The organism is Amycolatopsis sp. NPDC098790 (assembly GCF_044759945.1).
GTDB lineage: Bacteria > Actinomycetota > Actinomycetes > Mycobacteriales > Pseudonocardiaceae > Amycolatopsis.
The window spans coordinates 158421-181474 of sequence record NZ_JBIWAI010000007.1 but is presented as its reverse complement, the minus strand read 5'-3'; the positions used below and the strand labels follow the sequence as shown (position 1 = coordinate 181474).

Here is a 23054-nt window from a genome sequence, read left to right as displayed (position 1 = left end):
AGCCCGATCACGGTCGGGCAGGCCGCTCCCGAACCGGCTTTTGGAGGCCTGATGCGCATCACCGTCACCGTCGACGGGACGAAGTACACCGACGAAGTCGAGCCCCGCACCCTGCTCGTGCACCACCTGCGCGAAAAACTCGGCAAGGTCGGCACCGTCGTCGGCTGCGACACCAGCAACTGCGGCGCCTGCACCGTCCACCTGGACGGGCACAGCGTGAAGTCCTGCTCCGTGCTCGCCGTGCAGGCCGACGGCTGCGAGGTCACCACCATCGAAGGCCTCGCCCGCGACGGGCAGCTGCACCCCGTGCAGAAAGCCTTCAACGAAAACCACGCGCTGCAGTGCGGGTTCTGCACCCCGGGCATGATCATGCAGTCGATCGACCTCCTGGCCGACAACCCGGACCCCGACGAACAAGCCGTTCGCGAGGGCCTCGAAGGCAACCTCTGCCGCTGCACCGGCTACCAGAACATCGTCCGCGCGGTCCGCGACGCCGCCCAGCACATGAGCCCCGGCGCCGGGCCCGAAGCCGAGCGCATCGCCGAGACCAAGCACGTCGGCGTGGGTGGTGACTGATGACCGCGACGATCGAACCGGAGGTCGGCAAGTCCCGCCGCCGCAAGGAGGACGAGCGGCTGATCACCGGCCGCACCCGCTGGACCGACAACATCACCCTGCCCGGCCTGCTGCACATGGCGGTCCTGCGCAGCCCGTTCGCGCACGCCAAGATCGTCTCGATCGACACGTCGGCGGCGAAGAGCGCATCGGGTGTCGTCGCCGTCTACACCGGCAAGGACCTCGACCCGGACGGCGCGATCGGCATGCCCTGCGCGTGGCCGATCACGCCGGACATGAAGGCGCCGCGCCGTCCCGTGCTCGCGTCCGACACGGTCAACTTCGCCGGTGAGGGCGTCGCGGTCGTCGTCGCGCGGTCGTCCGCCGAAGCGCACGACGCGCTCGAGGAGATCGACGTCGAGTACGACGAGCTGCCGGTCGTCCTCGACATGGAAGCCGCGATCGCCGACGGCGCCGCGCTGGTCCACGAGGACCTCGGCACCAACACGAGCGCCGTCTGGAAGTTCGACTCCGCCGAGGCCGGCACCGGCGGCAACGTCGAGGACGCGATCAGCTCGTCGGAGGTCGTGCTCAAGCGCCGCTTCCGCCAGCAGCGCCTCGTCCCGGCGTTCATGGAGCCGCGTGCCTGCGTCGTCGACCCGACCGGCACGCAGATCACCATGTGGTCGGCCACCCAGGTGCCGCACATCCTGCGCGTGATGTCGGCCCTGACGCTCGGCATCCCCGAGCACAAACTGCGCGTGATCGCCCCCGACGTCGGCGGCGGCTTCGGCGGCAAGATCGGCGTCCTGCCCGAAGAGATGATGTCGCTGCTCGTCGCGCAGAAGCTCGGCAAGCCGGTCAAGTGGAACGAGACGCGGTCGGAGACCATGCTCGCCGCCCACCACGGCCGCGACCAGATCCAGGACATCACGATCTCCGCGACCCGCGACGGCCGGGTCACCGGCCTCAAGGTCGAGCTGCTCGCCAACCTCGGCGCGTACAACGGGCTCGTCGGCCCCGGCGTGCCGATCCTCGGCGCGTTCATGTTCAACGCGATCTACAAGATCCCGGCGTACCACTTCGCGTGCACCAACGTCTACACGACGACGACGCTGACCGACGCCTACCGCGGCGCCGGCCGCCCCGAGGCGACGTTCGCGATCGAGCGGATCATGGACGAGCTCGCCGTCGAACTCGGCGTCGACCCGATGGAGCTGCGCGAAAAGAACTGGATCAAGCACGAGGAGTTCCCGTTCACCACGGTGTGCGGGCTGACCTACGACTCCGGCAACTACGAGGCCGCCACCGAAAAGGCCAAGCAGCTCTTCGACTACGACGGCCTGCGCGCCGAACAGGACAAGCGCCGCAAGGCGGGCGACAAGGTCCAGCTCGGCATCGGCATCTCGACGTTCACCGAGATGTGCGGGCTCGCGCCGTCGCGGGTGCTCGGCTCGCTCGACTACGGCGCCGGCGGCTGGGAGTACGCGTCCATCCGGATGCTGCCCACCGGCAAGGTCGAGGTCACGACCGGCGCGTCCGCGCACGGCCAGGGCCACGAGACGGCGTGGAGCCAGATCGTCGCCGACCAGCTCGGCGTCGCCTTCGAGGACGTCGAGATCCTGCACGGCGACACCCAGTCGTCGCACAAGGGCATGGACACCTACGGCTCGCGGTCGCTGGTGGTCGGCGGCATCGCCGTCATCAAGGCCGCCGAAAAGGTGATCGCCAAGGCGAAGCCGATCGCGGCGCACCTGCTCGAATGCGCCGAAGACGACCTCGAGTTCGCCGGCGGCAAGTTCACCGTCAAGGGCACCGACACGGCCACGACCATGGGCGACATCGCGCTCGCGGTGTTCGCGGCGCACAACCTGCCCGACGGGATCGAGCCGTCGCTCGACTCGGACGCCACGTTCGACCCGGAGAACTTCTCGTTCCCGCACGGCACGCACCTGTGCGCCGCCGAGGTGGACACCGAGACGGGCCGGATCAAGCTGCGTTCCTACGTCTGCGTCGACGACGTCGGCGTCGCGGTGAACCCGCTGATCGTCGAGGGCCAGGTGCACGGCGGGCTCGCGCAGGGCATCGCCCAGGCGCTGTTCGAGGGCACCGAACACGACGACAGCGGCACGCTCACCACCGGCACGTTCGCCGACTACCTGCTGCCGTCGGCGGCCGACCTGCCGTCGTTCACCACCGACCGCACGGAGACGCCGGCGACGTCCAACCCGCTCGGCGCCAAGGGCGTCGGCGAGGCGGGCACCATCGCGTCCACCCCGGCGGTGGTCAACGCGGTGATCGACGCGGTGCGGCACTTCGGCGTCGACGACATCGAGATGCCGTTGACCCCGATGCGGGTGTGGCACGCCATCCAGCACGGCACGACCGACGCGGGCGGCCCCGGCCGCGACGAAGCGGGCGGCGGGCTCGGTTCCATCGACGCCACCGGAGGTGCGCAGTGATCCCGGCTTCCTTCGACTACGTCCGCCCGTCCACAGTGGACGAAGCGGTGCAGGCGCTGGCGTCGGCGGGCGAGGACGCCAAGGTCATCGCCGGCGGGCAGAGCCTGCTGCCGGTGCTGCGGATGCGCCTCGCCGCGCCGACGACGCTGGTCGACCTCGGGCGCGTCGCGGAGCTGCGCGGCGTGCGGGAGGAGGGCGACGAGCTGGTCATCGGCGCGATGACGACGCACTACGAAGTCCAGCGGGACGCGCTGATCGCCGCGCACGCGGAGCTGTTGAAGTCGGCCACCGACACGGTGGCCGACCCGCAGATCCGCCACCGCGGCACCCTCGGCGGTGCGATCGCGCACGCCGACCCGGCCGGTGACCTGCTGGCGCCGGTGCTGGCGCTGGACGCGTCGCTGGTGGTGGCCGGGCCCTCGGGGCGCCGGACGGTGCCCGCGGCGGAGTTCTTCCAGGACCTGTTCACGACGGCGCTGGCGCCGGACGAGCTGCTGGTCGAGGTCCGCGTGCCCAAGCACACCGGGTGGCGGGCGCACTACGAGAAGTTCAACCGGGTCGCCCAGGCGTGGTCGATGGTCGCGGTCGCGGTCACCGTCCGCACCGAGGCGGGCGTCATCGAGGAGGCACGCGTCGCGCTGACGAACATGGGCTCGACGCCGGTCCGGGCTTCCGGTGTCGAAGCGGCACTGGTCGGCGTCCAGGCATCGGCCGATTCGATCGCGGCGGCGGCGTCGCACGCGGCGGAGGGCACGAATCCGCCGGTGGACAGCAACGCCGACGTCGAATACCGCCGTCACCTGGCCCAGGTGCTGACGGGTCGCGCGATCGCGGCGGCGGCGGGAGCCTGACTGTCACCCTGGCCGCCGCTCCGGCGGCGGCTAGGGTGGGCAGCGGACCCGTCGTCTTCAGGAAGGAGGTCGGCCCGTGCGGCTCGACCACGAATTCACCGTCCCGGCACCGATCGGCGAGGTCTGGCAGGCGGTCGTCGACCCCGAGCGCGTCGCCCCGTGCATGCCGGGGGCCACGCTGACGAAGGTCGAAGGCGACAAGTTCAGCGGGACGGTGAAGGTCAAGCTCGGGCCGATTTCCCTGCTGTACAAGGGCAACGGCGAGTTCCTGGAGAAGGACGACGCGGCCCACAAGGTGACGATCAAGGCCTCGGGCAAGGATTCGCGAGGAGCGGGCACGGCGGCGGCAACGGTGACGTTGACGCTCACGGAAGCCGACGGCGGAACCCACGGAGCGGTGGCAACGGACCTGTCGATCACGGGCAAGCCGGCCCAGTTCGGTCGCGGGTTGATCAGCGAGGTGGGCGGCAAGATCCTGGACACGTTCGCGGGTTGCTTATCGGGCAAACTGGCCCCGTCGCCGGAAGCAGCCCCGGTGGCCGAGGCTCCGGCGGCAGCGGCCCCGGCGCCGGCCCCGGTGGCCGAGTCGCCGACGCCGGAGCCGACTTCGACGCCGGAGCCGGTGGCGAAGCCCGCGGTGAAGCCGGCCCCCACGACGGCGGAGATCAACACGGACCCGAAGCCGGCCTCCTCTGACCGGCCACCGCTGCGAAGCGTCCCGGCAGCCCCGGAGACGGAAGCGATCGACTTGCTCGACTACGCGGGCCAGTCGGTGCTGAAGCGGGTGGCGCCGGTGCTGCTGGGGATCGCGGCGGTGGTGGGTTTGGTGGCCATCATCCGGGCGCTGCGCAAGTAACGGCCTGATCGGCGCCGGCCCTGGTCGCCCCGCGGTGCGGAGTCGCGCAGGCCGGGGCTTTACGTAAGAGCGGGCAGGTTGCCCGCGGCGCGGAGTCGAGCTGGGCCCGCGTGCGCCGGAGTTGAGCAGCCGGCTGCGGTGTGGAGCTGGGCTGGGCGCGGCGTGCGCCGGAGTTGAGCGGCCGCCTGCGGTGTGGAGTTGAGCTGATGCGGTTTGCGCCGGGTTGAGCGGTTGCCTGCGGTGCCGAGTTGAGCTGATGCGGCTCGCGTTGGGGTTGAGCGGTTGCCCGCGGTGCCGAGTCGAGCTGATGCGGCTCGCGTTGGGGTTGAGCGGTTGCCTGCGGTGTGGAGTCGAGCTGATGCGGTTTGCGCGGGGTTGAGCGGTTGCCTGCGGTGTCGAGTTGAGCTGATGCGGTTTGCGCGGGGTTGAGCGGTTGCCCGCGGTGCCGAGTCGAGCTGATGCGGCTCGCGTTGGGGTGAGTGGATGCCCGCGGTGGGGAGTCGGGCCGGTCGGAGGCTTGCGGCGAGGTGAGCCGGGCGCATGGCGTGGCCTTTGAGCTGGGTGCGCCGGTCGGCTGGCTGTGTGTCGCGTCGTCGAGAGCTTGCGTTGCATGAGCCGGCCGCGCGGTGTTCGTGCGCAGCCGGGTCGACCTGCGTCGGCGGGTTCGTTTGTGTGCCGGGCCCGCGTCGCCGGGCTGCGGGTGCGCGGTGTTCCCGCTCTTCCCTCCCGTGGGATCGCTGCCGTGGGATTCCCACTTCCGCGTTCCCGGGTTCGCGTTCCCGCCTCTGCGATCTCGGGGCCGGATTCCCTGCGCGATGATCCGGTTGGGTAGCGCTGAGCTGGGTGGATCTACCCTGCGCGGGTCTTTGGGCAGGTGCGTTGCCCCCAAATCGCCCGGACTGGCGACGCGCGTCGTCGGAACGGCTACGCTGGGCTACCTGGTCGGCCGAACTTCGCGCAAGGGGTACGTCACGATGCCGGTCCGTCACTTCTGTGGCTTCGGCTCTTGAGAGCCCAGGCCGCCGTGCGCCGGGAAGCGCTTTCCGCCTGGCCGGGCTGGCCTGCGCGGTGGGAAATGTGGACCGGCGCGAAAGTTCGCTGGATCACCTACGCGCTCGGGTGTGAACTCGTCGCCGTCGTCGCCACCGGGACCGCGCTGGTCACCGGGTTCGGTGGGCCCGTGCGGCCGGTTTGGTTCGTGGTGCTCGTGGGTCTCGGCGTCGCCCAGGCCGAGATGTCGCGCCGGATCGAGCGGCTGCGGCGGTGGATGAGCGGGCAGACCCACATCAACGTCACTTCAGTCTGGTACCTCGCAGGCGTCGTGCTGCTGCCGCCGGCGTGGGTCGCGTTGCTGGCCCTCGTGCTCTACGCGCACCTGTGGGTGCGCGTGTGGCGTCAGGTGCGTACGCGGCCCGCGCACCGCTTCGTCGCGAGCACCGCTTGGGCGATGCTCTCGTGCTTCGCCGCTTCTTCCGTTCTCGCGGTGTCCGGGTTGCACGGGACGCCACTGCAGACGGCACGCGGGCTGTTCGCGCTCTGCCTGGCCGCGGCGGTGTTCGAGCTGGTGAACGTCGGCCTGGTCGCGGCCGGCATCTACCTCTACACGAGCCAGCGCTCGGCGGCCGACCTGATGGGCACGTGGGAGGACAACGCTTTCGAGCTGGCGACGCTCTGCCTCGGCGGCCTCGCCGCGCTGGCGCTGGCCGAGCAGCCGGTTTTGGTGGTGTTCGTCGTCGCGCCGCTGTTGCTGCTGCACCGCTATCTGTTGCTGAAACAGCAACTGCAGGTGGCGGCGGTGACGGACGAGAAGACGGGTCTGCTCAACACGGCGGGCTGGCACGAGTCCGCGGTGCGCGAACACGCCCGCGCGCAGCGGCGCGGCTCGGCGGGTGGCGGGTTCGCGGTGCTGATGATCGACCTCGACCACTTCAAGCGCATCAACGACACGTACGGCCACCTGACCGGCGACGACGTCTTGGCCGCGGTGGCGGTGGCGATCTCGGGATCGGTGCGCCAGGGCGACACGGTCGGCCGGTTCGGCGGCGAGGAGTTCGTGGTGCTGCTGCCGGGCATCGGCCGCGCGGACGTGCTGGGCATCGCCGAACGCGTGCGGGCGGCGGTGGGGGAGCTGAACGTGGTGATCTCGACGGGCGGCGGCACGGTCCGGGTGAGCGGCTTGTCGGTATCGATCGGGGTGGCGCGCTTCCCGGACACAGGCCCGGCCCTGGACGACGTGCTTCGGTCGGCTGATGCGGCTTTGTACCGGGCGAAGGAGGCCGGGCGGAACCGCGTTGCCGTGTGAGGGGCATGGCGAGTGGGTTGAGCCGGTCGAGATGCCGCGGGGTGGCGGAATGTGCGCGCGGGCCGGTGGTCGCGGACAGTGCGCGAGTCTGGCTGGTCGATGGGGCTGCCGGAGGACGCTGGGAAAGCGGTGTGCGGAAGTGTGGACGGGCCGGCGCGACGGAGCGGGTGGCTGGCTTCGGTAGCGGCGCCTGAGTGGGCCGCGGGCGGGGCGGGAAGATCGGCGCCGTGGGTTCCGCCGAGCGGGCCGCCCGACTCGCCGACGTGTGATGAACGGCGCGAAATACCTCCTGTCCACAGCCGTTGAACCCCACATGAGCCGTGCGGATCACGAGACCGACGTCGTGGTGATCGGGGCTGGGCAGGCAGGCCTCTCCGCCGCCTATCACCTGCGGCGGGCCGGGTTCGCCAATGGTGACGGCTTCGTCGTGCTCGACCACGGGAAGCGGGCCGGGGGTGCGTGGCAGTACCGGTGGCCCTCTCTGGTGCTCGGCAAGGTGCACGGCATCTACGACCTGCCCGGCATGGCCTTCGGCACTCCGGACGTGACGCGTCCCGCCTCCGAGGTCGTCTCGGAGTACTTCGCTCGCTTCGAAAGCGTCTATGACCTCCCTGTTCTGCGGCCCGTCGACGTCCAGTCCGTGACGCGGGCGGGGGATCGGCTGCTCGTCACCAGCCCCGCGGAGTCCTGGGCCGCCAAGGCCGTCATCAGTGCCACCGGTACCTGGGACCGGCCCTTCTGGCCGCGTTACCCCGGGCAGGACACCTTCGCCGGCCGTCAACTGCACACGGCCGACTACACCGGGCCCGAGGACTTCCGTGGCCGGCGGGTTGTCGTGGTCGGGGGTGGGGCCTCGGCCGTTCAGCTACTCATGGAGTTCGCCCCGCTCGCCCGCTCGACGGCGTGGGTGACCCGGCGGCCGCCCGTGTGGCGGGACGAGCCGTTCAGCGAAAACTGGGGACGCGACGCCGTCGCGAAGGTCGATGAACGGGTTCGTGCCGGATTGCCTCCCGAGAGCGTGGTGAGCGTGACCGATCTGGCCGTGACGCCCGAGGTGCGCGCCGCGCGGGCTGCCGGGATCCTCGAGCGGCGGCCCATGTTCGAGCGCATCACGCCCGACGGGGTCGTCTGGGCGGACGGCTCGCGGTTCGACGCCGACGTCATCCTCTGGGCGACGGGTTTCCGCGCGGCGATCGACCACCTCGCGCCCTTGCACGTGCGGGAACCCGGGGGCGGGATCCGGGTGGACGGCACGCGCGTGGTGCGCGAGCCGCGTCTGCAATTGGTCGGGTACGGGCCCTCGGCGAGCACTGTCGGGGCGAACCGGGCGGGCCGGGCGGCGGTCGGTGAGATCAAGAAGCTGGTGCGTCATACATCCGAAGCTACCGAACACCTGAGCGAACGTCATCGCTGAACCGGGTGAACCTCAAAGCGGCGGAAATGAGCCGGTTTTTCTTGCGGGAGAACGAAAGGCGTTGGGCGCTGCCCCCGGTTCTCATGCTACCCGCGACCCCCGACAAAACTGAGACCGCCGCAAAAGGTCAGACCTCCGCATCCCGGTCCGCGGTGCAGTAGACCGCTCATCGGCACATGCTCTGAACTGCGGAAACCGTCGAAAACTCACCCTCTTGACCGATTCAACGACAAGACACGTCTTGTCAGCCGAATCCGATCATCGATACAGTCCGACTCTGTTAGGAAACTTTCCTAACAAAACGCCGCAGCCCACCGCCACCGCCGAGGCCCCCAAGGAGCGCGACGTGCCGTCGACCCGCCTGCGAAAACTCACCCCCGTGCTAGCCGCGGTCACCCTGCTGCCCTCGGCGATCGTCGTCGCCGACGCCAGCGAACAAGCCGATGTCCTGCTCTCGCAGGGAAAACCCGTCGCGACCTCCACCGTCGAAAGCTCGTCGTACGCCGGGAGCAAAGCCGTCGACGGCAGCACCACCACGCGCTGGGCCAGCGCTGAAGGCGCCGACCCGCAGTGGTTGCGGATCGACCTCGGCCAGTCCGCCGCGATCCACCGCGTCCTCCTGAACTGGGAAGCCGCCTACGCCAAGAAGTACCGCATCGAAGTCTCGGACGACGGCGCCAACTTCACCGCCGCCACCGCCGTCGACAACGGGGACGGCAAGACCGACGACCTCACCCTGAACGCCCACGGCCGGTACGTCCGCTTCGTCGGCGTCACCCGCGCGACGAGCTACGGCTACTCCTTCTGGGAAATGCAGGTGTTCGGCAGCACGGACTCCTCCGGCGACACCCAGGCCCCGACCACCCCGGCCGGCCTCACCGCCGGCACGACCACCGCCGGCAGCGCCGCCCTGACGTGGACCGCCGCCACGGACAACGTCGGCGTCGCCGGGTACGACGTCCTCCGCAATGGCACCCCCGTCGCGACCAGCGCCACGACGTCCTACACCGACACCGGCCTCACGCCCGACACCAGCTACACCTACGCCGTCCGCGCCCGCGACGCCGCCGGGAATCTCTCGGCCGCGAGCGCGCCCATCACCGTCAAGACCAAGGCGGGCAGCGGCACCAGCTTCGTCCTCGCCGCCGCAGGTGACATCGCCGAACGCTGCACGTCCAGCAGTTCGAGCTGCGCCCACGTCAAAACCGCGAAGCTCGTCGAGAACATGAACCCCGCCGCCGTGATCACCATGGGCGACAACCAGTACGACGACGCCCACCTCTCGGACTTCAAGTCCTACTACGACAAGACGTGGGGCAAGTTCAAGAGCATCACCCGCCCGATCCCGGGCAACCACGAGTCCTACGACGACACGCCGTTCAAGGGCTACGAGGACTACTTCGGCGCCATCGCCAAACCGCAGGGAAAGCGCTACTACAGCTGGGAAATGGGCAACTGGCACTTCATCGCCCTCGACTCCAACGACTTCGTCACCCACGACGACTTCGCCGAGCCGCCCCAGATCACCTGGCTCAAGCAGGACCTGGCCAGCAACAAGAAGGGCTGCGTCGCCGCCTACTACCACCACCCGCGGTGGAGCTCGGGCGACCACGGCGACAACCCCGACAGCATCGAGCTGTGGAACCTCATGACGGCCAACAAGGTCGACCTCGTCCTCAACGGCCACGACCACGACTACGAGCGGTTCGTCCCGCAGAACGCCGACGGCCAGGCGGACGGAGGAGGCCCCGTCGAGATCGTCGGCGGCAGCGGCGGCGCGAACCTCTACACCATCCACACCGCTCACCCGACGACCGCGAAGCTGCTGAAGACCTTCGGCGTCCTCAAGCTGTCGATGACGGACACCTCGTTCCAGTCGCAGCTCATCGGCGTCGACGGCAAGGTCCTCGACAGCAGCCCGACCTACACCTGCCACTAGGAGCCGGGCATGTACATCGCGGCGAGCCGTACCTCGGACCTGGCGACCGGCGAGAACCGGAAACCCGCACTGAAAAGAGTTTCCGCCAACGTCGTCGCGCTCGGGATGGTCAGCCTGGTCACCGACGTCTCCTCGGAGATGGTGACCGCCGTCCTCCCGCTCTACCTGGTGCTCGGCCTCGGCCTGAACCCGCTGCAGTTCGGGCTGCTCGACGGGCTCTACGCCGGCGCCACCGCGCTGGTGCGGGTGCTCGGCGGCCACCTCGCCGACCGGTGGCGGCGCCTGAAGGCCGTCGCCGGGTTCGGGTACGGCTTGTCCGCGGTGTGCAAGCTCGGCCTGGTCGCGGCCGGCTCGTCGGTCGCGGCGATCGGCGTCGTCCTCGCCGCCGACCGCACCGGGAAGGGCGTGCGCACCGCCCCGCGCGACGCCCTGATCTCGCTGTCCAGCGAGCCGGACGCGCTCGGCCGGTCGTTCGGCGTGCACCGCGCGCTCGACACCGTCGGCGCGTTCCTCGGCCCGCTCGTCGCGATGGCCGTGCTCGCGCTGAGCCTCGGCAGCTACACCAGCGTGTTCTTCACCAGCTTCTGCGTCGCGGCGATCGCCGTGCTGCTGCTCGCCCTCTTCGTCCGCGACCACCCGGGTGGCGTCGATCGCGCCGCGGTGTCACTGCGCACGGCAGTGGGACTGCTCAAGCAGAGCGACTTCCGGCGCGTGACGCTCTGGGCGGCGCTGCTGGGCCTGGTGACGGTCGGCGACTCCTTCGTCTACCTCGCCCTGCAACGGCGCTGGGAGATCGCGGCGACGTTCTTCCCGCTGCTGCCGCTCGGTACCGCCGGGGTCTACCTGGTGCTCGCCGTGCCGCTCGGCAAGCTCGCCGACCGGATCGGCCGCTGGCCGGTGTTCCTCGGCGGGCACGTCGCGCTGTGCCTGGCGCTCGTGCTGCTCTGCGGACCCGCCGCGCTGGTGTTCGCGGTGGTCGCGCTCGGCCTGCACGGCGTCTTCTACGCGGCCACCGACGGCGTCCTCATGGCCGCCGCCGGCCCGCTCATCCCGCGTGACCTCCGGGCCACCGGGATGGCCGTCGTGCAGACCGGGCAGGCCGTGGCCCGCATGCTGTCGTCTGTCCTCTTCGGACTGGCCTGGACGCTCTGGGACCTGACGCCCGCGGTGCTCGTCGCCGCCGGCTGCCTGGCCGTCGTCGCCCTCGCCGCCGCCTTCGTGAAACCGGTGCGCCCGTGAAGAAGATCGTCCTCGCCCTGGCCGGCACGGCCCTGCTCATCGCCGCGGCCGTCGTCTACACCGTCAGCGCCCGCCACGACTCCGCGGACGCCGCCCCCGCCGCCCAGCTCACGCTGAGCCCCGGTCAGCTGTTGTTCCGGGACACCGCCACCGGCCGCGTCGGCGTCCTCAGCCAGGGAGAACGCCGGCTCAGCGGCCTGAAGTGCGACCGGTTCGCGGTGGCGAAGCAGACGGCCGTGTGCCTGGCCGTCCAGCCGGGGACACTCCCGGCGGTCACCGACGTCCTCGTCCTCGACGACCACCTCGCCGTCCGCCACACCGAGACCCTGCCGGGCACACCGAGCCGCGCCCGGGTGTCCCCGGACGGCGAGCGCGTCGACTGGACGCTGTTCGTCACCGGGGATTCGTATGCGCAGACGGGATTTTCGACTCGCGCTGGACTGTACGAAGTGGACACCGGGCGGCTGGTCAAGACGATCGAAGAGCTGCCGGTGTTCGTCGGCGACAAGCGCTACTTCGCCGCCGACGTCAACTACTGGGGTATCACCTTCGCCCCCGACGGCAACCGCTTCTACGCCACGCTCGGCAGCAAGGGCAAGACGTACCTCGTCGAAGCCGACTACAAGCGCTACCGCGGGAAGACCGTGCGGGAGAACGTCGAATGCCCGTCGCTGTCCCCGGACGCCACCCGGGTCGCCTTCAAGAAGAAGGTCGGCGACGGCGTCTGGCGGCTCTCGGTCCTCGACCTGAAGACGATGGCGGAAACCGAGCTGGCGGAAACCCGCAGTGTCGACGACGAGGCCCTGTGGCAGGACGACCACACCGTCCTCTATGGACTGGACAACGCCGTCTGGGCGGTCCCGGCCGACGGCTCCGGCGCGCCGCGGAAGCTCGTCGACGGCGCCGCGTCGCCCGCCGTCACGGGGTGACGCCGACCGCCGCGAACAGCGTCCGGACGCAGAGGTCGCGCAGCTCGTCCTGGGTGACCTTCGGGTGTTCCAGCCACTCGAGGATGGTCGTCGCGACGAACGTCAGCCAGCCGCGCACGGCCAGCCGCGTCACCTCGGTGACCGGGGTCAGCACGCTCACCGCGTCCAGGATGCGGGTGGCGTTGGCGGACATCCCGGCCTCGCGGATCTCCTGGATCTCGCGGTCGGCGCCGCTCGCGGCGCGGTGCACGATGCGGTAGCCGTCCGGGTGCGAGCGTGCGAACTCGAGGTAGACGTCGAGCCCGGCCCGCAGCTGCTCCGCCACGGGCAGCGCCGGGTCGGGCTCGCTCATCGCCAGGAGCTGGTCGCGTTGCGCGCGGACGATCGAGGCGAAGAAATCCTTCTTGGTGGGGAAGTAGTGGTACAGCAGGCCGCGGGAGACCTGCGCGATCTCGGCGACCTCCTCGATCCACACCTCGTCGTACGGCCGGTTCGCGAACAGGCCGGCGCCGATCGCCAGCAGCTGCTCGCGACGCTGTTCGGTGCTCAGCCGCGTCCGCATCCCCCGAGCTTACTTGACACGGGTTCAGTAGCGGGGGATCGTGACCCTATTGGATACGGGTTCAATAGAGGGGCTTGCCGTGGACACCACCGGGATTCCGCACCGGCCGGGCCGCCTGCCGGTGATCGGCGACCTGATCGGCGCCAACCCGCGCACGCCGCTGCAGGACACGCTGCGCATCGGCCGGCGCGTCGGCCCGGTCTTCACGCGCAAGATCTTCGGCTTCGAGATCGTCTTCGTCGGCGGCGTCGACCTGGTCACCGAGCTGAACGACGAGACGAAGTTCGGCAAGCACGTCGGCCTGGGCATCGAGAACCTGCGCGCGGTGGCCGGCGACGGGCTGTTCACCGCGCACACCCACGAGCCGAACTGGCGGCTGGCCCACGACATCCTGCAGCCGGCGTTCTCCGCCGAGGCGATGCGCCGCTACCACCCGGTGATGCTGGAGGTCGCCCGCGAGCTGACCGCGGCCTGGGACGCGGCGGACGGCCCGGTCGACGTCGCCGCCGACATGACCCGGCTGACCCTCGAAACGATCGGCCGCGCCGGCTTCGGCTACCGGTTCGGCTCGTTCGAGCGCACCGAGCCGCACCCGTTCGTGACGGCGATGATCCGCGCGCTGCGGTACGCGCAGCTGCAGAACGTCAAGCTCCCGTTCGTGCGACGCGCGTTCGCCGGGACGGCCGAGCAGAACCGGGCCGACATCGCGACCATGACGAACCTGGTCGACGAGGTCATCGAAGCCCGCGCCGGCTCGGACAACCTGCTGGAGCTGATGCTCACCGAGGGCCACCCGGTGACGGGGGAACGCCTCGATCCGGTGAACATCCGCAACCAGGCCATCACGTTCGTCGTCGCGGGCCACGAGACGACGTCCGGCGCGCTGTCGTTCGCGTTGTACTACCTGACGCGCCACCCGGAGCTGCTGGCGAAGGCGCGTGCGGAGGTCGACGCGGTGTGGGGCGACCGCGAGCCGGCGTTCTCGGACGTCGCGAAGCTGCGTTACGTGCGCCGCTGCCTCGACGAGGCGATGCGGCTGTGGCCGACCGCGCCCGGTTACTCGCGCGAAGCACGCGAAGACGTCGTGCTCGGCGGGAAGTACCGGATGCGCAAGGGGGACTGGGTGATCGTGCCGCTGCCGCTGGTGCACCGCGATCCGTCGGTGTGGGCGGACCCGGAGCGGTTCGACCCGGACCGCTTCGAGCCCGCGGCGGTGAAGAAGCGGCCGGCGCAGGCGTACAAGCCGTTCGGGACGGGGGAGCGGGCTTGCATCGGGCGCCAGTTCGCGCTGCACGAAGCCGTGCTGGCGTTGGGGATGGTGTTGCAGCGTTACGACTTCGAGGTTGATCCGGGGTATGAGCTGAAGATCGTCGAGTCGTTGACGCTCAAGCCGAGCGGGTTCACCCTGCGGCCGCGGGTGCGCGCGACGACCGAAAATGTCGGTGCCCTCCGGTAGAGTGGAAAACGGGGGCCCGTCGTTCGTCAACTTTCTGGTCGAGTTTTCTGCTTGAACTCGGGGTTTGTGAAGCAGCACGAGCCGGAGCCTGCGCTTAGTGATGTTGTGTTTCGCCGGGGTCGCGGAGTGCGAGTGCTTCGGCGTCGCTCAGTTCGTCGCGAGCCGCGACTCGGCGGCGTGCTCGGACCTGGGCGGTGGTGTTGGGCCGGTACTGAGGGGCTCGGGAGCAGCCGCAGGTCAAAAACCCTTCGTATCGCAGTCCGGCCTGCAGGACGGCGGCGACGGCGGCCCATCGGCGATCATCGATCTTGCGTGGTGCTGCGAAGTCGTGACCGGCGTAGATCATCGGCGCTCGGCACCTGGTGCACAGATGCTCGGCCCCGTCCCAGGGGAGCTTGCTGCTCTGACGGCAAGCAAGGCACACATAGTGCACCTTGTAGGTGGTCTCGGCGTATCTGCACACAGACCACAGGCTACCTTTGGTCGTCTGCTCGTCGTGAGCTGATAACGAGCCGGGTGATGTACGTCCTGTCTACAGGTCATGCTGCCTGAGCTGCGGGTTTGCGGTCAGGTTGGTCTGGCTGCTTGTCGCGGAGCATGGCGTAGAGACGTCGCAGCGGCGACGGGCCAGGCAGATGAGGGCGGCGTTGTGGTTCTTGCCCTCGGCCCTCTTCCTGTCGTAGTAGGTCCGGCTGGTCGGGTCGGACAACGAGGCGAACGCGGCGAGGAAGAACGCGCGTTTGAGCTGCCGGTTGCCGGTCCGGGCGGGGTGCTCGCCCTTGATGCTGGTGCCGGAGCTGCGGGTCACGGGGGCGATGCCGGCGCAGGCGGCCAGATGCCCCGAGCTGGTGAAGTTGGACGCGTCGCCGACCTCGAGCAGGATGCGGACTGCGGTCCTGACGCCGATGCCGGGCATCGAGGTCAGGACCCCGGCAAGAGGGTGCGCATCAAGTGTCCCTTCAACCTGCTCGGTGACCTGCTTGTGTTGCAGCAGCACGGTTTCAGGTTGTCGGCCAGCCGCGGGAGCACGGTGTCGGCGGCTGCGGTGCCCGGGACGGTGATGGTCTGTTCGTCCAGCGCGGTCATGATCGCCTCGACCAGCCGCTCGCCCCTGCGGGGGCGCGTGGACCTTGGCGATCGCGGTCAGTTTGCGACGGCCGGCTTTGGCGATCCCGGTCGGGCCGCCGCAACGGGACAGGATCTCTAGGACGGCGGGGTGGCTGATCCGCGGGCCGATGGCGTGTTCGAGGGTGGGGTGGATGCCGGTGAGCAGGCCGCGGATGCGGTTGGCGATGCGGGTGGCTTCGCCGGCCAGGTCGTCGTCGAACCCGACCAGCGCCTCCAGCTCGGCGTCGTCACCGACGTCGACCGGTCGGAGTGTGTGGGGCAGGGAGCGGGCGGCATCGGCGATGACGAACGCGTCCCGGGCGTCGGTTTTGGCGCGGCCGGGGTAGAGGTCGGCGATACGGCGCATCGCCAGGCCGGGCAGGTAGGCGACTTGGTGTCCTGCGGCGCGGGCGACCGCGACCGGCAGCGCCCCGATGGTGGTCGGTTGGTCGACTACGACCAGCAGCGGCCCATGCTGGGCGAGTTTGTCGAACAACGCCCCGCAGCCTCGGTCCGGTGTTGAGCAGAGGCCCGTCATGCAGCCGCTTGCCGTCGGGGTCCAGTCCGACGGCGTGGTGGTTGTCTTCGCCGACGTCCAGGCCGAGGAACGCGCTCAAAAGTGCTGCTCATCCACCATGCCGTTCGTTCGCCGGGACGTCGTCACCGATCAGGCATCGAGCGCCGGCACCCACGCCTGCGACGAGACCTACCCAGTGGCTGCCGTGTCCCTATCAGCGGTCGGTCGATGCCACCAGACCCGATGACACGCCCCCGGATCATGGGTTCGACCGGGGCGCAAGTCATGCCGGGCCTGGTGACCACAGCTCCTTGAACAGGAACTACGAAAAAAGTAACGGGGGGCGCCCCCGCGGGCCGCGGTCAGGACTCCAGGTAACGCACCTGCTCGCCCTTCCCGCGCTCGTAGCCGTCCCGCCCGGCGAGGTGCTCCGGCACCCCGACCTCCCACCACGCCCCGGCCTCGGTCCACGTCGAGGGCTGTGTCTTCACCACGACCACCGCCGGCCGTTGCTCGGCCACCGCCGCCGAGCGCGCCGAAGCGTAAGCCGTGCGCAATGAGTCCACTGTGGACGCTGTGAACACCACGCAGCCCAGGGACTCCGCGTGACGGGCGAAGTCCACCCGCGGCGGCGAAGCGTGCGAAGTCGTGCAGTCGGCGTAGAAGTTGTTGAACGGCTTCCCGCCCTGGCCCTCTTGGAGCCGCGCGATCACCGCGTACCCGTCGTTGTCGCACACCACCGCCACGAACGGGTGGCCGGCGAACGCCGCCGAGAACAGCTCCGAGTTCAGCATCAAGTACGAGCCGTCGCCGAGGAGCGTCGTGACCAGGCCCGGCCATGCGATCGCCGCGCCCCACGCGCCCGACAGCTCGTAACCCATGCACGAAAACCCGTACTCGACGTCCATCGACAGCGCACCCGACCCGCGCCACCCGCCGATCAGCTCGCCCGGCAGGCCGCCCGATGCCGTCATCACGTAATCGTCCGGCGCCGACAGGTCGTTCACCGCCCCGACCACCTGGGCGTAGGAGGGAAGCGAGCCGGAAGGAGTACGCAGTGAGTCGATGTGCGCGTCCCACGCAGCACGCTCGTCCGCGGCGCGCGCGGTCCACGACGGGTCGACGCGCCAGCTCTCCAGCTGGGCGGCCAGGTCCGTCAGGCCGGCGTCCGCGTCCCCGATCACCGAAAGCGCCCCGTGCTTCACCGCGTCGAACCGGGCCGCGTTGAGCGAAACCAGGTGCACGTCCGGGGAGAACACCGTCCAGGACGCCGTCGTGAAGTCCTGCAGCCGCGTCCCGACCGCCAGCACCACGTCGGCCTCGGCCGCGACGGCGTTCGCCGACGACGAGCCTGTGATGCCCAGCGGCCCGGCGTGCAGCGGGTGGTCGTGCGGCACCAGCGTGCGGCCCGCGGTCGTCTCGACGAGGGGAATCCCGTGCCGCTCGGCGAAGTCGAGGGCCCGCCGCCCGGCGCCGGAGTAGCGGGCGCCGCCGCCGAGCACCAGCAACGGACGCCGGGACGCGCGCAGGACGCCCGCCGCCTCGGTGACCGAACGGCGGTCGGGACGCGGGCGCAGCGGGCGGTGCGTCACCGGCGCGAACAGCGCGTCCGGGAAGTCGTACGTCTCCACCTGGACGTCCTGCGGCAGCGCCAGCACCACCGGCCCGCTGTCCGCCGGGTCCGTGAGCACCCGCGCGACCTGCGGCAACGTCGAAAGCAGCTGCTCGGGCCGGGTGATCCGGTCGAAGTAGCGCGAGACCGCGCGGAAGGCGTCGTTCACCGTCGCGGTCGCGTCGCCGAACGGCTCGATCTGCTGCAGCACCGGGTCCGGCGCCCGGCCGGTGAACGTGTCGCCCGGCAGCAGGAGCACCGGCAGCCGGTTCGCGTGCGCGACGCCGGCCGCGGTGACCATGTTCAGCGCGCCCGGCCCGATCGACGACGTCACGACGCCGACCTGCCGCCGGTGCGTGGCCTTCGCGTAGCCGACCGCCGCCAGCGCCATGCCCTGCTCGGTGTGCCCGCGCCACACGGGAAGCTCGCCGCGGTGCTCCTCCAAGGCGGTCCCGAGCCCCAGGACGTTGCCGTGCCCGAAGATCGCGAAGACGCCGGGGAAGAGCGGGACCTCACGCCCGTCGAGGGTTTCGGAGCGCTGGGCGAGGAGCCAGCGGACCAGGGCTTGAGCCGTCGTCAGCTTCACTGGACACGCCCTTCGTGACTCGTGACGGGGCAGCGGGGGTCGAGGTCCTGCGACGCCCACGTGTCGCGCACCCAGCCGTGCGCGGGGTCGTCGCAGAAGGCCATGGACCGCTCCTCGGCCGGCCCGGCCAGGACGTTCAGGTAGTACATCGGGTAGCCCGGCGCGGCCACGCACGGCCCGTGGTAGCCGCGCGGGATGAGGAAGACGTCGTGGTCGCGGACGGCGACGTCTTCGTCCAGGTCGCCGTCGGTCGTGTACGTCCGGTGCAGGCCGAAGCCTTCGCGCGACGGCGTCACGCCGTCGCGGCCGGCGATGCGGAAGTAGTAGATCTCCTCGTTGACGACTTCGCATTCGGTGGCTTCATCGTGCTTGTGCGGCGGGTACGACGACCAGTTGCCGCCCGGCGTGATCAGCTCGCACGCGTTGAGCTTGTCGGCGTGGTCCCACACCCCGGGCACGCCGAAGTTGGTCACCTGCCGCGTCGCCTGCCCGGCTCCGCGCACCTCGACCGGGACGTTCTCGGCGGGGCCGTACGCCGGTGCGAGACGGCGAGTGCAGCGCGCCATCGGCAACGCGACCTCCAGACCGTCCTTTGTCGACAACTCGACTTCGGCGTCACGCGGCACGTAGGTGAAGTCCGTCACGCGCGTGAAGACCGACTCCCGGCCGCGCAGCTCGAAGACCTGGCCGTCGACCCGGACGGTCGCGGACCCGGAGAGGGGCAGCACGAACGCCTCGAACTCGCCGGTGTGCAGGACGCGGACTTGGCCGGGGGCCAGGGAAAGCACCCGCAGGCCGGTGTACGTCCAGCCCGCGCTGTCCGGGGTGAGCCGGACCGGGTCGGCGTCGTCGGACAGTGTCCCGAGTGGACGGTGCAGCTTGCTCACTTCGCGGCCTCCAGTTCCTTCGCGGCGGCGGTCGGTCACAGCAGCTCCTCGATTTCGGCCGCGGTCGGCATCGCGTCGGCGCAGGCCAGGCGGGACGCCACCAGCGCGCCCGCCGCGTTCGCGTACTCCGCGATGCGCACCGGGTCCCAGCCGGACAGCAGCCCGTGGATCAGCGCGCCGCCGAAGCCGTCGCCGGCGCCCAGGCCGCAGACGACCTCGACGCGCTGCGGAGGGACGGTCGACCGTCCCTCCGGCGTCGCGACCAGGACGCCCTCGGCGCCCTTCTTGATCACGGCCAGCCGGAGTCCGCGTTCCAGCAACCGGTCGGCGGCCGCATCGGGCTCCGCCGTGCCGACGGCGACCTCGACCTCGGTGCGGTTGCCGACCGCGACCGTCACGTGGTCGAGCATCCCGCCGATCTCGGTGCGCGCGCTTTCGACGTCAGGCCAGAACATCGGCCGGTAGTCCAGGTCCAGGACCGTGTGCTCCCGGCGTCCCCGCGCCTCGAGGATCTTCCGCTGGGTGGCCCGCGCGGGCTCGGCGGAGACGCCGGTTCCGGTGACCCACAGCAGCGGCACCGACTCGACGACGTCCCACGGCACGTCGTCGTCGGTGAGCGTGAGGTCAGGGGCGAGGGGGGAGCGGTAGAACAGCAGCGGCGGGTCCGCGGGCGGGTTCAGCTCGCAGAACACGACCGGCGTCTGGAGATCCGGCGACGTGCCCACAAAAGCCGGTGAGACGCCGAAGCCGTCGAGGGCCTGCCGGACGTAGTCGCCGAAGCCGTCCGGGCCGACCTTGGTCAGCACCGCCGTCGACTGGCCGAGCCGCGCGGCGGCGACCGCGACGTTGGTCGCGGTCCCGCCGAGCGACTTCGCGAACGTGCTGACGCCGGCCAGCGGCACGCCGCTCTGCTCGGGGTAGAGGTCGACACCGACCCGGCCGATCGTCAGCGCTTCGAGGGTCACGCCTTCTCCACCTGCCGCAGTTCGTGTTCGAGAGCTTCCAGTTCGGCACCGCCCGCCATCTGCCGGGTCAGCTCGTTGATGTCGATGTCCTTCTTCTCGTACGACCCGAGCGGCGCACCCCGCTTGAGCAGCAGGAACCGGTCGGCGACGGGGTAGGCGTGGTGCGGGTTGTGCGTGATCAGCACGACGCCGAGCCCGCGGTCCCGGGCCTGCGCGACGTACTTCAGCACCACCCCGGCCTGCTTGACGCCGAGAGCCGCCGTCGGCTCGTCCAGGATCAGCACCTTCGCCCCGAAGTACACCGCACGCGCGATCGCGACGCACTGGCGTTCACCACCCGAGAGCGTGCCGACCGGCTGCTCGACGTCCCGCAGGTCGATGCCCATGTCGGACAACGCCTTCTTGGTCGTCTCACGGCCCTTCTTCCGGTCCAGCATGCCGAACTTGGTGGTCGGCTCGGAACCGAGGAAGAAGTTGCGCCAGACGCTCATCAGCGGCACCACCGCGAGGTCCTGGTACACGGTCGCGATCCCGCGGTCGAGGGCTTCGCGCGGGGACGCGAACCGGACCGGCTCGCCCTCGACGAGGAACTCGCCGCGGTCGTGCTGGTGCACCCCGGCCAGGATCTTGATCAGCGTGGACTTCCCGGCGCCGTTGTCGCCGAGCACGCAGGTCACCTCGCCCGCGTTGACCACAGTGGACACCTCGCGCAGCGCGATGACGCTGCCGTACGTCTTCCCGATGTCACGGACTTCCAGCAGGCTCATCGGCGTACCCTCTCCGCGCGGCGTCGGAAGGCGTTGTTCACCAGGACCGCGGCCAGCAGCATGATGCCGAGGAACAACATGAACCAGTCGCTGTTCCACTGCGCGAACACGATGCCCTGGCGCGCCATGCCGAAGATCAGCGCGCCGATCGCCGCGCCCACCGCCGAGCCGAACCCGCCGGTGAGCAGGCAGCCACCGATGACCGCCGCGATGATGTACTGGAACTCCAGCCCGATGCCCTGGTTCGCCTGCACGCTCGCGAAGCGCAGGATGTTGATCGAGCCGACCAGCCACGCGCCGAGCGCGGTGCCCATGAACAGCAGGATCTTCGTGCGCACCACCGGGACGCCGACCGAGCGGGCCGACACCTGCGAGCCGCCGACCGCGAAGATCCAGTTGCCGAACCGGGTCCGCACCAGCAGCCACGCGGCGATCGCCGTGACGACGATCCACCAGACGATCGACGACTGGAACTCCGTGCCGCCGATGCTGAACGTCGACGCGAACAGCCCGCCGGCCGACTCGTAACCGCTGGTCGAGCGCATGCCCGACACCTGGACGGTGTTGGTCACCCAGCGCGTCACGCCGAGGTTGAGCCCCTGCAGGGCGAGGAACGACCCGAGCGTGACGATGAAGCTGGGCAGCCCGGTCTTCATGACCAGCCAGCCGTTGAACGCGCCGACGCCGAGCGCGAAGGCCAGGGACACGAGCAGCGCGAGCCAGACGTTCCAGCCCGCCTGCGTCGCCAGCATCGCCGTGACCAGCGACGTCGACGCCGTCATGACGCCGGCCGAGAGGTCGAACTCGCCGCCGACCATGAGCAGCGCGACCACGACGGCCATGATGCCCAGCGTCGACGAGTCGTCGAGCCAGGTCGCCACGCCCAGTGGGCTGAGGAACTGGCCGGTGACCACGGAGAAGAAGACGAACACGAGCACCGCGCCGAGGAGCGCGCCGATCTCGGGCCGGACCACCAACCGGTCGGTCAGGCTCTTCTTGGCGACGCGCTCGTCGGGCTGTGCCTGGATGGCTGCGGTCATCGCGTGCCGCGCTGCGCGTACGGGGCCACGGTGTCGATGTTGGTCTTGTCGACGAAGCCGGGGCCGGTCTGCACGGGCTTGCCGCCGCCGATGGTGTTGCCGTTCTCCTTGTACAGCTTGAGGAAGACGATCGGCAGGTAGCCCTGCTCGTACTGCTGCTGGTCGACGGCGAAGAGGATCGTGCCCGCCTTGATGGCCGCGACGACGTCGGCGTTCAGGTCGAACGTCGCCACCTGCGCCTTCGAGCTCGCCTCCTTGGCCGCGTCCACCGCGCGGGCCGCGACCTGCGAGTTCAGCGCCAGCACCGCGTCGATCGCCGGGTCGGACTGCAGCGCGCCGCGGATCCGGGCCTGCGCGTCGGTCGGGTTGGAGATGTCGACCTGCAGCGTGGTGACGTTGCCGAAGGTCTGCTTCGCGCCGTCACAGCGCTGGTTCTGGCCGATGTTGCCGGCCTCGTGGATGACGCACAGCAGCTTCGTCTTGCCCGCCGCCTTGAGCCGCTGGCCCGCGCCCTGGCCCGCCAGGCCCTCGCTCTGCCCGACGTGCGCGATCGCGCCGTACTGCGCGCTGAAGTCCTCGCCGGAGTTGATGGTGACGACCGGGATGCCGGCCTTGACCGCGTTCTGGATCGACGTCTGCAGGGCCTGCGGGTTCGCCATCGAGACGACCAGGCCGCCGACCTTCTGCGCGACCGCGTTGTCGATCAGCCGGGCCTGGTTGCCGGGGTCGCCGTCGGCGAAGTAGTCGACGCCGACGTTCAGGTCCTTGCCCGCCTGCTCGGCGCCGTTCTTCACGACGTTCCAGAAGGCGTCGCCGGCGCTGCCGTGCGTGACGACGGCGACCTTCAGCGGCCCGCCGGTGCTCGGCGCCGCGGCCGGCGAGCTCGGGCTGCCGCTCGACGAGTTGTCGGCGCTCGGGCCGCTGCAGGCGGACAAGACGAGCCCGGCGGCGGCGATCGCCGCCACCCCCGCCAGCTTCTTGATTGAGAACACAGTCACTCCTTTGGGA

Annotated in this window: 18 protein-coding genes; 10 read left to right on the top strand and 8 right to left on the bottom strand. The window is 70.3% G+C overall.

Features of this window, described 5'->3' with window-relative positions; translation table 11 throughout:
• The first annotated feature begins 51 nt into the window (after nucleotides 1-51).
• The 9 genes from ACIQWX_RS41640 (at nucleotide 52) to ACIQWX_RS41600 (ending at nucleotide 12547) form a co-directional block, all read left to right on the top strand.
• A complete protein-coding gene (locus ACIQWX_RS41640) occupies nucleotides 52-576 on the top strand; it encodes a (2Fe-2S)-binding protein (RefSeq protein WP_400883605.1) in 525 nt (174 codons plus the stop codon).
• A complete protein-coding gene (locus tag ACIQWX_RS41635; RefSeq protein ID WP_400883603.1) occupies nucleotides 576-3017 on the top strand; it encodes a xanthine dehydrogenase family protein molybdopterin-binding subunit in 2442 nt (813 codons plus the stop codon). The genes ACIQWX_RS41640 and ACIQWX_RS41635 overlap by 1 nt, the downstream gene beginning before the upstream one ends.
• Nucleotides 3014-3868 (top strand): FAD binding domain-containing protein, encoded by an 855-nt coding sequence (locus ACIQWX_RS41630; protein WP_400883600.1) that lies wholly within the window; start codon nucleotides 3014-3016, stop codon nucleotides 3866-3868. The genes ACIQWX_RS41635 and ACIQWX_RS41630 overlap by 4 nt, the downstream gene beginning before the upstream one ends.
• Before the next feature lie 76 nt (nucleotides 3869-3944).
• On the top strand, nucleotides 3945-4724 hold the full coding sequence (locus tag ACIQWX_RS41625) for an SRPBCC domain-containing protein (protein ID WP_400883598.1): 780 nt from the start codon (nucleotides 3945-3947) through the stop codon (nucleotides 4722-4724).
• Nucleotides 4725-5799: 1075 nt separating this feature from the next.
• Nucleotides 5800-7026, top strand: a complete 1227-nt coding sequence (locus ACIQWX_RS41620) for a diguanylate cyclase (RefSeq protein WP_400884335.1) — start codon at nucleotides 5800-5802, stop codon at nucleotides 7024-7026.
• Between the two features lie 313 nt (nucleotides 7027-7339).
• Complete coding sequence (locus ACIQWX_RS41615; protein ID WP_400884333.1) at nucleotides 7340-8440, top strand: NAD(P)-binding domain-containing protein; 1101 nt, start codon at nucleotides 7340-7342, stop codon at nucleotides 8438-8440.
• 379 nt (nucleotides 8441-8819) lie between these two features.
• Nucleotides 8820-10379, top strand: a complete 1560-nt coding sequence (locus ACIQWX_RS41610) for a discoidin domain-containing protein (RefSeq protein WP_400884331.1) — start codon at nucleotides 8820-8822, stop codon at nucleotides 10377-10379.
• A gap of 9 nt (nucleotides 10380-10388) precedes the next feature.
• Nucleotides 10389-11618 (top strand): MFS transporter, encoded by a 1230-nt coding sequence (locus ACIQWX_RS41605; RefSeq protein WP_400883596.1) that lies wholly within the window; start codon nucleotides 10389-10391, stop codon nucleotides 11616-11618.
• Complete coding sequence (locus tag ACIQWX_RS41600) at nucleotides 11615-12547, top strand: hypothetical protein (RefSeq protein ID WP_400883593.1); 933 nt, start codon at nucleotides 11615-11617, stop codon at nucleotides 12545-12547. The genes ACIQWX_RS41605 and ACIQWX_RS41600 overlap by 4 nt, the downstream gene beginning before the upstream one ends.
• Here ACIQWX_RS41600 and ACIQWX_RS41595 read toward each other — a convergent pair.
• The gene (locus ACIQWX_RS41595) at nucleotides 12537-13109 is read right to left on the bottom strand and encodes a TetR/AcrR family transcriptional regulator (protein WP_400883591.1); all 573 of its coding nucleotides are present in this window, start codon (nucleotides 13107-13109) and stop codon (nucleotides 12537-12539) included. The genes ACIQWX_RS41600 and ACIQWX_RS41595 overlap by 11 nt on opposite strands.
• Before the next feature lie 79 nt (nucleotides 13110-13188).
• Here ACIQWX_RS41595 and ACIQWX_RS41590 point away from each other — a divergent pair, with 79 nt between their 5' ends.
• Nucleotides 13189-14565, top strand: a complete 1377-nt coding sequence (locus ACIQWX_RS41590) for a cytochrome P450 (RefSeq protein WP_400883588.1) — start codon at nucleotides 13189-13191, stop codon at nucleotides 14563-14565.
• A 532-nt stretch (nucleotides 14566-15097) separates the two neighbouring features.
• Here the strand turns inward: ACIQWX_RS41590 and ACIQWX_RS41585 are convergent.
• The 7 genes from ACIQWX_RS41585 to ACIQWX_RS41555 form a co-directional block, all read right to left on the bottom strand.
• A complete protein-coding gene (locus ACIQWX_RS41585) occupies nucleotides 15098-16168 on the bottom strand; it encodes an IS110 family transposase (protein ID WP_400883585.1) in 1071 nt (356 codons plus the stop codon).
• Nucleotides 16169-16551: 383 nt separating this feature from the next.
• On the bottom strand, nucleotides 16552-18387 hold the full coding sequence (gene iolD, locus ACIQWX_RS41580) for a 3D-(3,5/4)-trihydroxycyclohexane-1,2-dione acylhydrolase (decyclizing) (RefSeq protein ID WP_400883582.1): 1836 nt from the start codon (nucleotides 18385-18387) through the stop codon (nucleotides 16552-16554).
• Nucleotides 18384-19274: a 5-deoxy-glucuronate isomerase gene (gene iolB, locus ACIQWX_RS41575; protein WP_400884329.1), complete on the bottom strand. Its 891-nt coding sequence runs from the start codon at nucleotides 19272-19274 to the stop codon at nucleotides 18384-18386. Before iolB ends, iolD begins: the two co-directional genes overlap by 4 nt.
• A 35-nt stretch (nucleotides 19275-19309) precedes the next feature.
• Nucleotides 19310-20239 carry a 5-dehydro-2-deoxygluconokinase gene (iolC, locus tag ACIQWX_RS41570; RefSeq protein WP_400883579.1) on the bottom strand — a complete coding sequence of 310 codons (930 nt, stop codon included), beginning with the start codon at nucleotides 20237-20239 and terminating at the stop codon, nucleotides 19310-19312.
• Complete coding sequence (locus tag ACIQWX_RS41565) at nucleotides 20236-21006, bottom strand: ATP-binding cassette domain-containing protein (RefSeq protein ID WP_400883577.1); 771 nt, start codon at nucleotides 21004-21006, stop codon at nucleotides 20236-20238. Before ACIQWX_RS41565 ends, iolC begins: the two co-directional genes overlap by 4 nt.
• A complete protein-coding gene (locus tag ACIQWX_RS41560) occupies nucleotides 21003-22046 on the bottom strand; it encodes an ABC transporter permease (protein ID WP_400883575.1) in 1044 nt (347 codons plus the stop codon). The genes ACIQWX_RS41565 and ACIQWX_RS41560 overlap by 4 nt, the downstream gene beginning before the upstream one ends.
• The gene (locus ACIQWX_RS41555) at nucleotides 22043-23038 is read right to left on the bottom strand and encodes a sugar ABC transporter substrate-binding protein (protein WP_400883573.1); all 996 of its coding nucleotides are present in this window, start codon (nucleotides 23036-23038) and stop codon (nucleotides 22043-22045) included. The genes ACIQWX_RS41560 and ACIQWX_RS41555 overlap by 4 nt, the downstream gene beginning before the upstream one ends.
• Nucleotides 23039-23054: the final 16 nt, after the last annotated feature.

What these genes read in the sequence shown, in the direction of transcription:
- ACIQWX_RS41640 (WP_400883605.1), top strand. Translation starts at nt 52, where the DNA reads ATGCGCATCACCGTCACCGTCGACGGGACGAAGTACACCGACGAAGTC.
- ACIQWX_RS41635 (WP_400883603.1), top strand. Translation starts at nt 576, where the DNA reads ATGACCGCGACGATCGAACCGGAGGTCGGCAAGTCCCGCCGCCGCAAG.
- ACIQWX_RS41620 (WP_400884335.1), top strand. Translation starts at nt 5,800, where the DNA reads ATGTGGACCGGCGCGAAAGTTCGCTGGATCACCTACGCGCTCGGGTGT.
- ACIQWX_RS41615 (WP_400884333.1), top strand. Translation starts at nt 7,340, where the DNA reads ATGAGCCGTGCGGATCACGAGACCGACGTCGTGGTGATCGGGGCTGGG.
- ACIQWX_RS41605 (WP_400883596.1), top strand. Translation starts at nt 10,389, where the DNA reads ATGTACATCGCGGCGAGCCGTACCTCGGACCTGGCGACCGGCGAGAAC.
- ACIQWX_RS41595 (WP_400883591.1), bottom strand. Translation starts at nt 13,109, where the DNA reads ATGCGGACGCGGCTGAGCACCGAACAGCGTCGCGAGCAGCTGCTGGCG.
- ACIQWX_RS41565 (WP_400883577.1), bottom strand. Translation starts at nt 21,006, where the DNA reads ATGAGCCTGCTGGAAGTCCGTGACATCGGGAAGACGTACGGCAGCGTC.
- ACIQWX_RS41560 (WP_400883575.1), bottom strand. Translation starts at nt 22,046, where the DNA reads ATGACCGCAGCCATCCAGGCACAGCCCGACGAGCGCGTCGCCAAGAAG.